Genomic DNA, 14,473 nt, shown 5'->3' with positions numbered 1-14,473 from the left:
GGTGAATGCCTGACCATGCCTGAATTGCCCGAAGTCGAGACCGTCCGCCGCGGCCTTCAGCCCGTCATGGAGGGTGCGAAAATCCTCGTCGCAGAGGCCCGCAGGCCGGATCTGCGCTTTCCCTTCCAGCCCGATTTCGTGGCCCGGCTCCAGGGGCAGGTCGTCACGGGGCTTGGCCGCCGTGCAAAATATCTCATGGCCGATCTCGCCTCCGGCGACGTGCTGCTGATGCATCTGGGCATGTCGGGCTCGTTCCGCGTCATCAAGCCGGACAACGAGGCCGCGCCGGGCGAGTTTCACTACCCGCGTGGCAAGGACTCCACGCACGACCACGTGCTGTTTCGGATGTCCTCCGGCGCCGACATCGTGTTCAACGACCCGCGCCGCTTCGGTTACATGAAAGTGATCGCGCGCAACGCGCTTGAGGACGAGCCACTGCTGCGCGACCTCGGTCCCGAGCCGCTCGGCAACGAATTCGATGCTGCGATGCTGGCGCGGTCGTGCGAGGGCAAGACGACGAGCCTGAAGGCCGCGCTGCTCGACCAGCGCGTGGTCGCCGGGCTCGGCAACATCTATGTCTGCGAAGCGCTGCATCGCTCGCATCTGTCACCGCGCCGCATTGCCGCGACACTCGCGACCAAGGGTCGCAAGGGCGTCGGCGGCGGCGAGCCGACCGATCATGCGAAGCGGTTGGTGAGTGCCATTCACACCGTGCTGAACGACGCGATCAAGGCCGGCGGCTCCAGCTTGCGCGACCATCGCCAGACCTCGGGCGAACTCGGCTATTTCCAGCACTCCTTCAAGGTCTATGACCGCGAGGGCGAGACCTGCAAGACGCCAGGGTGCGGCGGCACCGTGAAGCGATTCACCCAGAACGGGCGCTCCACCTTCTGGTGTCAGAAATGTCAGAAGTGAAGATCGGGCCTGCCGCCGATAGGCCGTGAGTCTCGGCGAAGGCGACGACCCCACCACGCCGTCATTGCGAGCGCAGCGAAGCAATCCAGAATCCCTCCGCGGAAAGACTCTGGATTGCTTCGCTGCGCTCGCAATGACGAAGAGGATGGTTGCTCGCCTGAAAAAACGCGAAGCGAAGCAATCCGGCCGGGCTGGTGGCCGGATTGATTCGTCGCTTGGGCTCTTCAACCGGATAAGTGAAGAGGCCGCCTGTCGTCCGAGCGATCGCCCCGCTCAGGACGCCAGTGTCGTGGTCTCGTCCGCCGCGTGTTCGGCGGCGACGTGCAGCATCCCGTCCGCGACCGAGATGACCTGGTCGATCAGGACGTTGGTCGTGGCTTCGAGCTCGAGACGGGTCTCGATCCAGCGCCAGAGGCCGCGGATCTCGTCCGCCGACTTGCCGTTCGGCGCGAATTCGCTGACGGCGAGGCCGCTCGCGAGCGAGTCCTGGTGGTCGTTGCGCATCACGATCAGCGGGCGCGCGAGCACCTCGGCGAGATCGAGCGCGGCTTCCTCGGCGAGCGTGTTGGCGGCGTTGTCGATGCGCTGGCCGCGGATCGGCGCCTGGTTCAGCACGAAGCCGTAGGGCCGCTTCCAGGCGCGCGCGACGCTCAGCGTCGAGACGGTCGCCTCGATGTCGGCAACGCTCGGGCGAGCCGGAATCAGGCAGAGGTCGGAATGGCGGATCGCGGCGGTGGTCGCGGCGCTGAGGCCGGCCGCGGTGTCGACGATCGCGAGCTGCAAGCCGCTGTCGGCCAGCATCTTCAGGCGCGGCGCGATGTCGGCCGCGTGATAGATCGGCTCGACGACGAGATCGTCAGCGTGGCGGCGACGCAGCCAGTTGGACAGGGTACCCTGGGGGTCGGTTTCGATCAGGCGGACGGTGAAGCCGGCCTGCTTGGCCGCCAGCGCGAGGCCGATGGCAAGCGTGCTCTTGCCACTGCCACCCTTTTGGGTGGCCAGTACGATCGTGTGCATGGAAAGTTGAATCCTTTGGAATGCTTGGGTCTGTGGGGTAACGCCACGCGAACGTGCATCGCTTCTCGATGCTGAGCTCTACTCGCTCAGGACGTGCCCTGCCCGATCCAAAGGGGACCGCGGATGTCCGAATCAACGCCAACGATGATGGCAGAATCGGGAATGCCAGCTAATCCGTACCAATACTGGACCCGTCATCGCCCGTATGATGTGCTTGCCGCCGTGAATAAAAGGGGCAGGCGGCATGGGCGGAAACTGGCGCGACCGGACGGCAACGACCTTTGAATGCCAGAAGATGCCGGCGGTCTCGAGCCGCGGCATGGTGGTCAGCAACCATCCACTGGCCTCCAGCGCCGGCGCCGAGATGCTGGCCGCGGGCGGCAACGCCATCGACGCCGCGATCGCGACCCTGTTCACGCTGACCGTGGTCGAGCCGATGATGGTCGGCATCATCGGCGGCGGTATGGCGCATATACGTCTGGCTGACGGCAGCCACCGCTTCATCGACGGCCAGAGCACCGTGCCTGCGGCGGTGCGTGACACCAGCTTTACCTCCGCGCCGGGCGCGGCGCATGACGTGTTCGACACCGTCGGCAACGAGAATCTCAACGGCCCGAAGGCGGTCGCCACGCCGGGCTCGCTGAAAGCCTGGTGCGAGACGCTGCGCCGCTTCGGCACCATGAGCCTCGCCGACGTCATGCAGCCCGCGATCAAGCATGCCGCGCGCGGCTATGCGGCGACGCCGTATTTGCACGAATGCATCAGCGAGAGCGCCGCCGAGATGCGCAAGGACAAGCCGATTGCGGCGATCTATTTGCCTGATGGCGAGCCGCTCAAGGTCGGCGAACGCGTGGTGCAGGCCGAATATGCCGCGACGCTCCGCACCATCGCCGACCACGGCGAGACCGCGTTCTACGAGGGGCCGCTTGGTGACATCCTCGTCGACTACATGGAGAAGGCTGGCGGCTTCATCCGCCGCAACGATCTCACCGGCTACAAGACCGTCGAACGGCAACCGATCCGCGCCGACTATCGCGGTTGGACCATCCTTGGCCCGCCGCCGCCCGCGGCCTCCGGCGTCCACATCGCGCAGATGCTGAACATTCTGGAGGGCTATGACATCGGAGATCTCGGCTTCGGCACGCCGGAGACGATCCACTATCTCGCCGAAGTTCTGAAGATCGCCTTCGCCGATCGCGCCGCGGCCAGCGGCGGTCCGGATTATGTCGGCGTCCCCGTGGAGCGGCTGACGTCGAAGGCCTATGCCGAGGAACGCCGCCGTGCCATCGATCCGGCGCGGGCGCAGGCCTGGGGCGCCGGCGTCTCGCAACTCGAAGGCGCGCACACCACGCACATGACCGCGGCGGACGCGTTTGGTAACGTCGTCGCGACCACGCAGACCATCAACAATCTCTTTGGCGCCAAGATCATGATCCCGGGCCTGGGCGCCATCGCCAACAACTACATGAACCTGTTCGATCCGCGCCCCGGCCACGCGCTGTCACTGGCGCCGGGCAAGCGCGTCACCACCTCGATGTCGCCGATGATGGCGCTGCGCGACGGCAAGCTGCGCTATGCGCTCGGCCTGCCCGGGGGAAAACGCATCTTCCCCAGCGCGATGCAGGCGCTGGTCAATCTGATCGACCACGGCATGAGCCTGCAGGAAGCGGTCGAGGCGCCGCGCATCTGGACCGAAGGCAACGCGCTCGAAGTCGAGCAGAAGGTGCCGGAGGCCGTGCGCGCGAAGCTTGCGGTCCTCGGCCACAAGGTGCAGCCCGTCGCGACGGTGGCGGGCGGCATGAACGGCATTGCCTTCCACGACGACGGCACCATGACCGGCGCCGCCTGCTGGCGCGCGGACGGCACGCCGGTCGGGATCTCTGGAGGGCTTGCGCGCAGTGGTGTCAGATTCAGGTTGGGTTGACCGCGCATTCACAAGGACGGTGCGCTCGTACCTCTTGTCCAACTGACGTCGTCCAATCGCTGCAGGTGTCGCGACCGCAAATCCAGCGGTTCGCGGTTTTCGAACCTCCGCGGTATTTTTCGGTGCGAGGCAGATGTCGCCTATGCGGCCCGATCCGCGCAGATGACGGCAAAAGCTCGGCAATGTAGGGTGCGGAACACTGGCGGCAGGCTCGTCGATCAGCGTCTGAGTAAGGCTGTGCGTATGGGCGGCGATATAAGCGGCGACTTCCTGGCTGGCGGCGGCGAGATGGGCGCTTTGACGCGAGCGTTTGACTGGTCGAGTACATCCGTGGGCTCTCCGGAAACTTGGCCCCAAAGTCTTCGAGTTACAGTGCGGCTCGTTCTCACCTCGCGGCACCCGATGTTCATTTGGTGGGGACCAGAACTCATCCAGTTCTACAACGATGCATACCGGGAGACGATGGGGCCGGAAAGGCACCCAAGCGCTTTGGGGGCGCGCGGCCGTGAGTGTTGGGCTGAGATCTGGGACATCATTGGTCCCCAGATCGAGTACGTCATGTCGGGCAAGGGGGCGACCTGGAATGAGGACCAGCTGGTGCCGGTGACTCGTCACGGCCGCCGCGAGGACGTTTGGTGGACGTACAGCTTTGGTCCAATTGATCTTGAAGGCAAGGTGGGCGGCGTGCTTGTCGTCTGCAGGGATGTCACGTCCGAGCATATGGCAAGGGAAGCGCTGAACCTCATCAATGAGGAGCTGAAGCATCGCGTCAAGAACACGCTTGCAGTGTTGAGCGCGGTAGCTGCCCAGACATTTCGCGACCCGACGAGCAAAGCCGATCTCGAAAAGTACCAGGCACGGCTCGGCGCGTTTGGACGAGCGCAGGACCTGCTGACCGCATCAAATTGGGCGGCCGCGCCACTCCACGATGTGATCGGCACTGCTCTTGCACCTTATCGGACAGGCGAAGGCCGCTTCATCGTCTCGGGTCCTCCACTCGTCGTGAAATCTCGACAAGCGCTGGCTCTGTCATTGGCGCTCCACGAGCTCGCGACCAACGCTTCGAAGTACGGCGCTCTGACCGTAGCGGGAGGCTGCGTATCGATTACATGGTCAGCCGAGGCTCAGGATGGCGAGTCAAAATTTGTCTTTGTCTGGCAGGAGATTGGCGGTCCATCCGTATCGAAACCCGTCGGCACAGGCTTTGGCTCCAGGCTGATTTCCCGGGTGCTGAAGGACGATTTCAGCGGTTCCGTTGACGTTTCGTATGGCGCAGCCGGGCTTACATGCAGGCTGACCGCGCCCCTCGAAAATCTGGGACCTTCGCCAAAGAGCACGTGAGACCGTGCAGGAGCTGCGTGGCTCAACGGAGAGGCATTGCGTTCCGCACCGCGTCCGGGACACGAGAGAAGTGTTATTCTCTCTCGCCTACTTCCGCACGCAGATCACGCGGACGACGGCCGCCTTCGCATCCGTCGACGTGCCGTTCGCCGTGACATCGTTCGCCTTCAGGAAATTACGCACCGCTTCTGCAGACACCATCACCGCCTGCGACGCCGGCACCGATGTCGCGGGCCCCGCGACCATCGCCGGCTTCAACAGCGCGACGCCGGCGAACTTGCCGTCGCCGTCGATGGCCGGGCTGCCGGAGAAGCCGACCGCCGGAGGAGGGGAAAGCGCGGAATCGCTTGCTGTGACCGGCGCCAGCGCGCCCTTGAGGCTCGACACGCCCGCGGCTCCGCCCTGGCTCTGCGGATCGGCAATGCCGATGACGTCGACACTCGTCTTCGCTGTGCCGCCGGTGAGGCTGAGCGGCTTCAGGCCGCGCGCGCCGTAAATGTGCAGGAGTGCGAGATCGTGCTCCTTATCCTCGGCGAGACGGTCGGCGTTGCCATGGCCGGCAATGGTGATCGCGAGACAGCTATCGGTGACGAGGCGGTCCGTGACAATCGCGCCGTCGTCGCTAACGACGATGCCGGTGCCGTATTCGACGGTCTTGCGCGGCGGCGGCCCGGCCTGCGGTCCCGTCGGAAACGCATTGAACGCGCTCGACATCGCGATCACCACCGGCTCGACGGTATTCTCGGTCGCCTGGTCGTAGAGGATCGTCATGGTGCGGACTTCGTCGCCCTTAAAGGTGCCTCGCACGTAGAATTTCTTGAGGCCCTGCAATCCCGACAGTACGAAGAAGTCGGGCTTCACCACGGTGTAGTCGACCTTGCGCCCCGACGGCTCCTTCTCCAGCTCGGCGAGTTTCGCCGTGGTCGGGTTGGCTTCCTTGCGGCGGCTCAGCAGCACCTGCACCGTGCCGGTCGGCGAAGTCCATTTCGAGCCGTTGGCATCGGTCGCCTGCTGCGGCACCAATTTGCCGGGGATACCGAGCCGGGCGCCGCTGGTCGGCTCCATCACGATCTTCCAGCCGACGCTCTCCTGCTTCCGCCGCGCGATCTCGGCGAGCGCGGCGCGCTCCTGCGGATTGAGCACGCCGGTCGGCTTGCCGCCCTTGGCCTTCTGATACTCCTTGATCGCCTCGACCATGCGCGCGCTGACGTCGCCGGTGATGGCGCCGTTATATTGGCCGACCCAGGCGAGGTCGGACTGGAGCGACAGCCGTTCCGCCTGCGCCATCGCATCGGCCGTCGCTGACGGCGTCTGCAGTGCGGGAGGTCGGATCGGCACGGTCTGGACCGGCTTCGGCTTGGTGCCGGGGATCTCTGGCGCCGTCATCTGGGCGCTCGCGCCTGTGGCAGCCGCAAACATCAGTGTTGCCGCAAGCATCGATCTCATGACAAATCCAGCCAGCCCATTGAACGTGCTACCATTGAAGCACATCTCGTTGGTCGCGAACAATGTCGGGGTGGTTCAGGTGTTGCGCCGCCTCACCACGAGGGGCGAGAGGTACGAAGGACGACGATGCTGAGCCCGGACGAACTTGAACGCTATGCCCGGCATATCGTGCTGCGCGACGTCGGCGGGCCGGGCCAGGCTGCGCTGAAGCGGGCCTCCGTGCTGGTGATCGGCGCCGGCGGGCTCGGCGCGCCCGCGCTGATGTATCTGGCGGCCGCCGGCGTCGGCACGCTCGGCGTGGTCGATGACGACGTGGTCTCGCTGTCAAACCTCCAGCGCCAGGTGATCCATACGACGCCCGATATCGGCCGGCACAAGGTCGAGAGCGCGGCCGAGCGGATCTCCGCGCTCAATCCGCATGTCCGCTTCGTCGGCCATGCCACCTGGCTCAATGCCGATAATGCGCTGAGCATGATCGGAGACTACGATCTCGTGCTCGACGGCTCCGACAATTTCTCGACGCGTTATCTGGTCTCAGATGCCTGCTTCTTCGCGAAGCGGCCGCTGATCACGGCGGCGCTCGGTACGTTCGACGGCTCGCTCACCACCATCCGCGCGCATGAGAAGAACGAGCAGGGCGTGTTCAATCCGACCTATCGCTGCCTGTTTCCGGAAGCGCCGCCGCCCGGCACGGTGCCGGCCTGCGCGGAGGCCGGCGTCATGGGCGCGCTTGCGGGCGTGATGGGCTCGATGATGGCGCTGGAGGCGATCCGCGAGATCGTCGGCTTCGGCGACGGCCTCGTCGGCCGCCTTCTGATGATCGATGCGCGCGCGATGCGCTTCGAGACGCTGCGCTACGCGCGCGATCCGGCCAATCCGCTCAACGGCGATGGGCCTGTGATCACCGATCTCAGCGCCCATCGCACCTGATCGCCGCCGCTACCGCGTGGCTGGCTTCTCGCTGTCGAGATGCGCCATCTGCTCGGCCGCGTAGCGTGTGCCGGAAGCGATGTCGGGCGGAAATGCTTTTGCAAGCGCCGCAAGATGCGCCGGCGTCAGCGTTACCTTCGCCGCGCCGAGCGCTTCGGTGAGACGGTTGCGGGTGCGTGCGCCGACCAGCGGCACGATCTCCTTGCCTTGAGCCGCCACCCAGGCGATTGCGACCTGCGCCGGCGTTGCGCCGATCTCTGTGGCGATCGCCCGCAGGGATTCCACCAGCGCGAGATTGGCGTCGAGATTTGCGCCCTGGAAGCGCGGCGTCATCAGCCGGTAATCCCTGCCGGTCTTGCCGGAGTCCTTCGACCAATGGCCGCTGATCAGGCCGCGCGCCAGCACGCCGTAGGCCGTGATGCCGATGCCGAGCTCACGGCAGGTGTTGAGGATGTCGCGTTCGATGCCGCGCTCGATCAACGAATATTCGATCTGGAGATCGGCGATCGGATGCACGGCGTGCGCGCGGCGGATGGTGTCGGAGCCCACCTCGGACAGGCCGATATGCCTGATGTAGCCGGCCTTCACGAGATCGGCGAGGCCGCCGATCGTCTCCTCGATGGGAACGTTGGGATCGAGACGCGCCGGACGGTAGATGTCGATGTAATCGGTGCCGAGGCGCTGCAGCGAATAAGCCAGGAAGTTTTTGGTCGCGGCTGGCCTTGTGTCCATGCCGGAGAATTCGCCGGCGGGACCGCGCAGCGCGCCGAACTTCACGCTGATCTGCACCTTGTCGCGCGACACATCCTTCAGGGCCTCGCGCACCAGCATTTCATTGTGGCCCATGGCGTAGAAATCGCCGGTGTCCAGCAGTGTGATGCCGGCATCGAGCGCCGAACGGACCGTGGCGATGCTTTCGCCGCGGTCGGCGGGGCCATAGACCTCCGACATGCCCATGCAGCCGAGACCAAGGGCGGAGACGGTCGGGCCGGTTGAACCGAGTTTGCGCTGTTCCATGATGGTTCTCCTCGAAAAGGCGGCAGGCTGATTGTGCCGCGTGACGAGGCCAGATATGCGCCTGACCGATTAGGCCGATAAGCTGGACAATCCAGAATGGCTTGTTCATCATAACGAACAATGGCCGAGCCCGATCTGCGTGATCTCGACGTCTTCGTGGCGGTTGCCCGCACCCGCAATTTCCGGCGTGCGGCGATTGAAATTCGCGTGTCGGTGTCGAGCCTTAGCCAGCGGCTGCGGGACCTGGAGGAGCGCCTTGGCGTCCGCCTGATGAACCGCACCACCCGCAGCGTCGCACTGACCGAGGCGGGCGAGCTGCTGCTGTCCCGCATCGCTCCGGCGCTGCGACGTCGGCGATGCCCTGGATCAGGTCCGCGGCCTGCGCGAGGTGGCTTCGGGCCGCCTGCGCATCAACGCGCCGCCGCCGGCGGTGGACCTCGTGCTGGCGCCGATGGTCGGGCCGTTCCTTGCGACCTACCCGCAGGTCGATCTCGACATCGTTTCCGAAAGCGGCTTCGTCGACATCGTCAGCGCCGGCTACGATGCCGGCGTGCGTTATGGCGAGCACCTCGCGCAGGACATGGTGGCGATCCCGCTGAGCGGTCAGCAGAGCTATGTCGTCGTCGCATCGCCTGCGTACATCGCGCGCCGCGGCACGCCGAAGCATCCGAAAGATCTGCTCGACCATGATTGCATCCGCGCCCGCTACTCGAGCGGTGTCATGCATGATCTGGAGTTCGAGAAGGCTGGCCAGATCGTGAAAGTCGATCCGCCGGCAAAGCTGATCTCGACCAACATGGGCCTTGCCATGCGGGCTGCGCTCGACGGCGCCGGCATCTGGGCGACGCTCGATGGCTACGTCCATGACGCAGTGACGTCCGGCGCGCTGGTCAGCTTGATGGAAGATTGGTGCGAGCCGTTTCCGGGCCCGTTCCTGTACTATCCGAGCCGGCGCCAGACGCCGCCCGCGCTACGCGCGTTCATCGATTTCGTCGCGGATTGGCGGAAGCGTAGGACGAGCGGAGACAGTTGATCCTCATGGTGAGGAGCGCGGAACGCGCGTCTCGAACCATGCAGGCCCGGCTCTCGCCCGCGGCCATCCTTCGAGACGCCGCTTCGCGGCTCCTCAGGATGAGGACGGAAGGCTTGTCACGCAGTCGGTTGGAAACTCAGAGCATGCTCGGCAGCACGCGATCCGGCGGCTTGTGCGCGTCGAGGAAGGTGCGGATGTTGATGATCACCTTCTCGCCCATCTCGACGCGGCCCTCGATCGTGGCCGAGCCCATATGCGGCAGCAGCGTCACCTTGCCGGCCTTGGCGAGCCGCACCAGCTTTGGATTGACCGCAGGCTCGTGCTCGTAGACGTCGAGGCCGGCGCCGCCGATCTCGCCGCCCTCGATCAGCTTGATCAGCGTGTCCTCGTCGGTCACCTCGCCGCGCGCGGTGTTGACGATGTAGGCGTCCTTGCGGATCAGCTTCAGCCGCCGCGCCGACAGCAGATGATAGGTCGCCGGCGTGTGCGGACAGTTCACCGAGATGATGTCCATCCGCGCCAGCATCTGGTCGAGGCTTTCCCAATAGGTCGCGCCAAGCTCTTCGGCGATCTTCGGCGCCACCGGGCGGCGGTTGTGGTAGTGGATCTGGAGCCCGAAGGCGCGGGCGCGGCGCGCGACCGCCTGGCCGATGCGGCCCATGCCGATGATGCCGAGACGCTTGCCGCCGATGCGGTGGCCGAGCATCCAGGTCGGCGACCAACCGGGCCAGGGCTTTCCTTCGGTCAGGATCGAGGCGCCTTCGATCATCCGCCGAGGTACGGCCAGGATCAGCGCCATGGTCATGTCGGCGGTGTCTTCGGTCAGAACCTTTGGCGTGTTGGTGACGGTGATGCCGCGGGCATGCGCGGCCTCGACGTCGATGTTGTCGACGCCGTTGCCGAAATTGGCGATCAGGCGGAGCTTGCAGTCGGGCTGGTTGACGATGTCGGCGGTGATGTGGTCGGTGACGGTCGGAACCAGCACGTCGGCGGTGCGCGCGGCCTCAGCGATCTGCTCGGCCGACATCGGTGTGTCCTCGAGATTGATCCGCGCGTCGAACAGCTCGCGCATCCGGGTCTCGATCGAGTCCGGCAGCTTGCGCGTTACCACCACGAGGGGCTTTTTCTTCACCGACATGTCATGCCCTCATGAGGCGCCGCAAGCCGCCTCTGTTACCAAAGGCCGGCCGTTGAGGCCTCATTAACCCGGTTGTTCGACACTGCCTTGGCCGTGTCGTCCCCGGCGCTTCCTTCAAGCTCTCCCGACATTTCCGACCGGAAAATCGGGGCAAACTGGTTGTTCAAGTGTCCGTCCTCTCTAGCAGAAGGCCGGGCCAAGACAAGAACCACGGGTTAAGGCTTCGGGAACACGGGAGATAGGCTTGCGCGGCAGGTTCGGAATTTGGGGTGAGGGCCCGGCGTGGCGGGGCCCTCGACAGGAGACGGGTTGATGGCGTTGGGGCGTTTTTGTTCGGTGATGGCGCTCGTTTGCACCTGGTTGAGCGCCTTGGTCAGCCCCGGGCATTCGGCGAAGGACAGCACCCCCCAGACCGCGAGCGGCCTGCCGGTGCCGCGTTATGTCAGCCTCAAATCGGATCACGTGAACGTCCGCGCCGGCCCGACCAAGGACAATGACGTGGCCTGGGTCTACACCCGCGCCGGCCTGCCGGTCGAAATCACCGCCGAGTTCGAGAACTGGCGCCGGGTGCGCGATTCCGAAGGCGCCGAGGGCTGGGTCTATCATTCGCTGTTGTCGGGCCGCCGTACCGCGGTCGTCACCATGAAGCACAAGGACGAGCTCGCGCCGATCTACGACCGGGCCGATCCTGACAGCGCGGTTGCGGCCAAGCTCCAGGCCGGCGTCGTCACGCAGGTCAAGAAGTGCACTGCAAACTGGTGTCGCGTCACCGGCAACGGCTTTGACGGCTGGATCCAGCAGGAGCGCCTCTGGGGCGTCTATTCGGACGAGCAGGTGAACTGACGGTCGGGCAGAAGAGCAAACTGTCGCCCCGACGTCATGCCCGGGCATAGCCGTCCGAAGGACGGCGTCGCTTCCGCTCGCCTATGTCCCGGGCATCCACGGACTTCTGCACCTAGCCCAAAAACGGGGATGGCCGGGACAAGCCCGGCCATGACGACAAATTCAGCAGCTTTGGATCGATCTCAGCGCTTCTTGCGCAGGCGCACGACCATGTCGATGCGCGCGATCTCGTAACCCTCGGGCACCTCCGGCATCTTGGACAGCGCCAGATGCGGATCCTCGATATCGACTAGCTCGTGGCTGTTCTCGAGGTAATAATGGTGGTGGGTGGTGACGTTGGTGTCGAAATAGGTCTTGGTACCGTCGACGCTGACCTGGCGCAGCAAGCCGGCATCGGTCAGCTGGTTCAGCGTGTTATAGACGGTCGCGAGCGACACCGGCACCTTGGCCAGCGTCGCCTCCTCGTAGAGCATTTCAGCCGTGAGGTGGCGAGCACCCTTGCCGAACAGGAGCCAGCCGAGCGCCATGCGCTGGCGCGTCGGACGAAGCCCCGCGGACTGGAGCATTTCGTTGACGTCGTGCCACGGGCAGCCGGTCAAGGCCGGCTGGCGGCCGGACAGGAGGGCGGCGGAATGGACGTCGTCGTCGTGATGGGGCGCGGGATTCTCGCTCATTTCCAGATTTCGGGCACGCGTGGACACTGCATCTATATGCAATATATGGACAGATAGATGCAGATGCAAGTTTCTCGCAACTAGAGAGGTTCTAATGAGAAGTGGAACCGGGCGAGCAGGTGGTCACTTTACCTTCATGAGATCGCTTTGCCACCCGAAATGCCTGTGTTAGAGAGCCCGCGGTTCCGCTTGGCCGATTATGGCGCAGCCGGGCATTGAGGCCCGGCCCGCAGTCCATCCTGGCTCGTGGCAGCCGCGCCTGATGACGGGAATTGGCGCGGCTTTCCGAACGAAACGGGGCCCATTTTCGCCAGAAACGCCGCTCAATCGGGATTTGAACAGAGGCTTCCGCATGCTGAACAGGCGCAACGGCTACGAATACGAAGATCTGCTGGCATGTGGCCGCGGCGAAATGTTCGGCCCGGGCAATGCCCAGCTGCCGCTGCCGCCGATGCTCATGTTCGACCGCATCGCGGAAATCAACGACAATGGCGGGGAGTTCGGCAAGGGAATGGTGCGGGCCGAGCTCGACGTGAAGCCCGACCTCTGGTTCTTCGGCTGCCACTTCAAGAACGATCCCGTCATGCCCGGCTGCCTCGGCCTCGATGCGCTGTGGCAAATGGTCGGCTTCTATTTGGGCTGGAGCGGCGGTGAAGGGCGCGGCCGCGCGCTTGGCCTGAACGAGCTGAAGTTCAGCGGCCAGGTGCTGCCCGAGGCCCGTAAGGTTGTGTACAACATCGATATCAAGCGCGTGATGCGTTCAAAGCTGGTGCTCGGCATCGCCGACGGATGGCTTTCGGTCGATGACCAGATTATCTATCGCGCGAAGGATCTGAAGGTCGGCCTGTTCAAGCAGGGCGTGAGCCTGGGCTGAGCGCATCACATCAAGAAAGACAACGATTTAGGCGAGGCTGTCATGAGGCGGGTTGTGGTCACCGGGATGGGTATCGTCTCGTCCATCGGAAACAACACCCAGGAAGTGCTTGCGAGCCTTCACGAGGCGAAGTCAGGTATTTCGCGGGCTGAAAAATATGCCGAACTCGGTTTCCGTTCGCAGGTGCAAGGTGCGCCGACGATCGATCCTGCGACGGTCGTCGACCGGCGTGCGATGCGCTTCCTCGGCCAGGGCGCGGGGTGGAATCACATCGCGATGGAGCAGGCGATCCAGGATTCCGGTCTGTCGCCCGAAGAAATCTCCAACATCCGCACCGGCATCATCATGGGTTCCGGCGGCCCGTCGGCACGCACTATCGTCGAATCCGCCGACATCACCCGCACCAAGGGGCCGAAGCGCGTCGGACCGTTTGCCGTGCCGAAGGCGATGTCGTCCACGGCCTCCGCGACGCTCGCGACCTGGTTCAAGATCAAGGGCGTGAACTATTCGATCTCCTCGGCCTGCGCGACGTCGAACCATTGCGTCGGCAACGCCTACGAGACGATCCAGATCGGCAAGCAGGACATCATTTTCGCCGGCGGCTGCGAGGAGCTGGACTGGTCGCTCTCGGTGCTGTTCGACGCCATGGGCGCGATGTCGTCGAAGTACAACGATACGCCCGCCACCGCCTCGCGTCCCTATGACGTCAACCGCGACGGCTTCGTCATTGCCGGCGGCGCCGGCGTGCTGGTGCTGGAAGAGCTTGAACATGCCAAGGCGCGCGGCGCGCGCATTTACGGCGAGATCGTCGGCTACGGCGCGACGTCGGACGGCTACGACATGGTCGCGCCCTCCGGTGAAGGCGCCGAGCGCTGCATGCGCATGGCGATGTCGACGGTGAAGACCAAGGTCGATTACATCAATCCGCACGCGACCTCGACGCCGGCCGGCGATCCGCCGGAGATCGACGCGCTCCGTCGCGTGTTCGGTGCCGGCGAGAAGTGCCCGCCGATCTCGGCGACCAAGGCGCTGACCGGTCACTCGCTGGGCGCAACCGGTGTGCAGGAGGCGATCTACTCGCTGCTGATGATGAACAACGGCTTCATCTGCGAGAGCGCTCACATCCAGGAGCTCGATCCCGTGTTCGCCGACATGCCGATCGTGCGCAAGCGCATCGACAACGTCAAGATCGGCACCGTGCTGTCGAACTCCTTCGGCTTCGGCGGCACCAACGCCACGCTGGTGTTCAGCCGGCTGGATGTGTGACGTCATTGCGGACGCACTGATAGTTTTTTCGTCATGGCCGGGCTCGTCCCGGCCA

The 14,473-nt window shown here is 64.8% G+C and carries 12 protein-coding genes and 1 pseudogene; 8 read left to right on the top strand and 5 right to left on the bottom strand.

The features are described from left to right. Positions 1–15: 15 nt before the first annotated feature. Positions 16–915: a bifunctional DNA-formamidopyrimidine glycosylase/DNA-(apurinic or apyrimidinic site) lyase gene (gene mutM, locus AB7G19_RS00385; protein ID WP_028149815.1), complete on the top strand. Its 900-nt coding sequence runs from the start codon at positions 16–18 to the stop codon at positions 913–915. A gap of 273 nt (positions 916–1,188) precedes the next feature. Here mutM and AB7G19_RS00380 read toward each other — a convergent pair whose 3' ends face one another. Beyond that, positions 1,189–1,932, bottom strand: a complete 744-nt coding sequence (locus AB7G19_RS00380) for a ParA family protein (RefSeq protein WP_085405035.1) — start codon at positions 1,930–1,932, stop codon at positions 1,189–1,191. Positions 1,933–2,176: 244 nt separating this feature from the next. On the opposite strand from AB7G19_RS00380, the gene ggt reads away from it, so the two are divergent. Both ggt and AB7G19_RS00370 read left to right on the top strand, forming a co-directional pair. After that, a complete protein-coding gene (ggt, locus tag AB7G19_RS00375) occupies positions 2,177–3,856 on the top strand; it encodes a gamma-glutamyltransferase (protein WP_441267661.1) in 1,680 nt (559 codons plus the stop codon). Between the two features lie 372 nt (positions 3,857–4,228). Then, on the top strand, positions 4,229–5,197 hold the full coding sequence (locus tag AB7G19_RS00370) for a sensor histidine kinase (protein ID WP_245344268.1): 969 nt from the start codon (positions 4,229–4,231) through the stop codon (positions 5,195–5,197). Between the two features lie 87 nt (positions 5,198–5,284). Here the strand turns inward: AB7G19_RS00370 and AB7G19_RS00365 are convergent, their stop codons facing one another. Further along, complete coding sequence (locus AB7G19_RS00365; RefSeq protein WP_085405038.1) at positions 5,285–6,643, bottom strand: serine protease; 1,359 nt, start codon at positions 6,641–6,643, stop codon at positions 5,285–5,287. A 126-nt stretch (positions 6,644–6,769) separates the two neighbouring features. Here AB7G19_RS00365 and AB7G19_RS00360 point away from each other — a divergent pair, with 126 nt between their 5' ends. Continuing rightward, positions 6,770–7,573, top strand: coding sequence for a HesA/MoeB/ThiF family protein (locus AB7G19_RS00360; RefSeq protein ID WP_039155124.1), 804 nt, complete (start codon positions 6,770–6,772; stop codon positions 7,571–7,573). 9 nt (positions 7,574–7,582) lie between these two features. Here AB7G19_RS00360 and AB7G19_RS00355 read toward each other — a convergent pair whose 3' ends face one another. Continuing rightward, complete coding sequence (locus tag AB7G19_RS00355) at positions 7,583–8,590, bottom strand: aldo/keto reductase (RefSeq protein WP_085405039.1); 1,008 nt, start codon at positions 8,588–8,590, stop codon at positions 7,583–7,585. Positions 8,591–8,710: 120 nt separating this feature from the next. On the opposite strand from AB7G19_RS00355, the pseudogene AB7G19_RS00350 reads away from it, so the two are divergent. After that, positions 8,711–9,623 (top strand): annotated as a pseudogene (locus AB7G19_RS00350) (LysR family transcriptional regulator). A 136-nt stretch (positions 9,624–9,759) separates the two neighbouring features. On the opposite strand, the gene AB7G19_RS00345 reads toward AB7G19_RS00350, so the two are convergent. Continuing rightward, positions 9,760–10,761: a 2-hydroxyacid dehydrogenase gene (locus AB7G19_RS00345; RefSeq protein WP_028149823.1), complete on the bottom strand. Its 1,002-nt coding sequence runs from the start codon at positions 10,759–10,761 to the stop codon at positions 9,760–9,762. Between the two features lie 312 nt (positions 10,762–11,073). Here AB7G19_RS00345 and AB7G19_RS00340 point away from each other — a divergent pair, with 312 nt between their 5' ends. Then, positions 11,074–11,604 carry an SH3 domain-containing protein gene (locus AB7G19_RS00340; protein ID WP_085405040.1) on the top strand — a complete coding sequence of 177 codons (531 nt, stop codon included), beginning with the start codon at positions 11,074–11,076 and terminating at the stop codon, positions 11,602–11,604. Between the two features lie 182 nt (positions 11,605–11,786). Here AB7G19_RS00340 and irrA read toward each other — a convergent pair whose 3' ends face one another. Next, entirely contained in the window at positions 11,787–12,278 is a 492-nt protein-coding gene (irrA, locus tag AB7G19_RS00335) for an iron response transcriptional regulator IrrA (protein WP_063980150.1), read from the bottom strand. A gap of 352 nt (positions 12,279–12,630) precedes the next feature. On the opposite strand from irrA, the gene fabA reads away from it, so the two are divergent. Then, positions 12,631–13,152: a bifunctional 3-hydroxydecanoyl-ACP dehydratase/trans-2-decenoyl-ACP isomerase gene (gene fabA / locus AB7G19_RS00330; protein WP_063980149.1), complete on the top strand. Its 522-nt coding sequence runs from the start codon at positions 12,631–12,633 to the stop codon at positions 13,150–13,152. Between the two features lie 42 nt (positions 13,153–13,194). Then, positions 13,195–14,418: a beta-ketoacyl-ACP synthase I gene (fabB, locus tag AB7G19_RS00325; protein WP_071908918.1), complete on the top strand. Its 1,224-nt coding sequence runs from the start codon at positions 13,195–13,197 to the stop codon at positions 14,416–14,418. Positions 14,419–14,473 lie beyond the last annotated feature (55 nt).

Origin of the sequence: Bradyrhizobium sp. 215_C5_N1_1, from assembly GCF_052075935.1 — a bacterium.
Lineage (GTDB): Bacteria > Pseudomonadota > Alphaproteobacteria > Rhizobiales > Xanthobacteraceae > Bradyrhizobium > Bradyrhizobium barranii.
Note: the sequence above shows the minus strand (reverse complement) of the source record. Positions and strands in the feature narration are given on the sequence as shown.

Bases quoted from the DNA above. Each gene is read 5' to 3' on its own strand.
- AB7G19_RS00365 (WP_085405038.1), bottom strand. From the start codon at position 6,643: ATGAGATCGATGCTTGCGGCAACACTGATGTTTGCGGCTGCCACAGGC.
- fabA (WP_063980149.1), top strand. From the start codon at position 12,631: ATGCTGAACAGGCGCAACGGCTACGAATACGAAGATCTGCTGGCATGT.
- AB7G19_RS00380 (WP_085405035.1), bottom strand. From the start codon at position 1,932: ATGCACACGATCGTACTGGCCACCCAAAAGGGTGGCAGTGGCAAGAGC.
- ggt (WP_441267661.1), top strand. From the start codon at position 2,177: ATGGGCGGAAACTGGCGCGACCGGACGGCAACGACCTTTGAATGCCAG.
- AB7G19_RS00360 (WP_039155124.1), top strand. From the start codon at position 6,770: ATGCTGAGCCCGGACGAACTTGAACGCTATGCCCGGCATATCGTGCTG.
- fabB (WP_071908918.1), top strand. From the start codon at position 13,195: ATGAGGCGGGTTGTGGTCACCGGGATGGGTATCGTCTCGTCCATCGGA.
- AB7G19_RS00340 (WP_085405040.1), top strand. From the start codon at position 11,074: ATGGCGTTGGGGCGTTTTTGTTCGGTGATGGCGCTCGTTTGCACCTGG.
- AB7G19_RS00345 (WP_028149823.1), bottom strand. From the start codon at position 10,761: ATGTCGGTGAAGAAAAAGCCCCTCGTGGTGGTAACGCGCAAGCTGCCG.
- irrA (WP_063980150.1), bottom strand. From the start codon at position 12,278: ATGAGCGAGAATCCCGCGCCCCATCACGACGACGACGTCCATTCCGCC.
- AB7G19_RS00355 (WP_085405039.1), bottom strand. From the start codon at position 8,590: ATGGAACAGCGCAAACTCGGTTCAACCGGCCCGACCGTCTCCGCCCTT.
- mutM (WP_028149815.1), top strand. From the start codon at position 16: ATGCCTGAATTGCCCGAAGTCGAGACCGTCCGCCGCGGCCTTCAGCCC.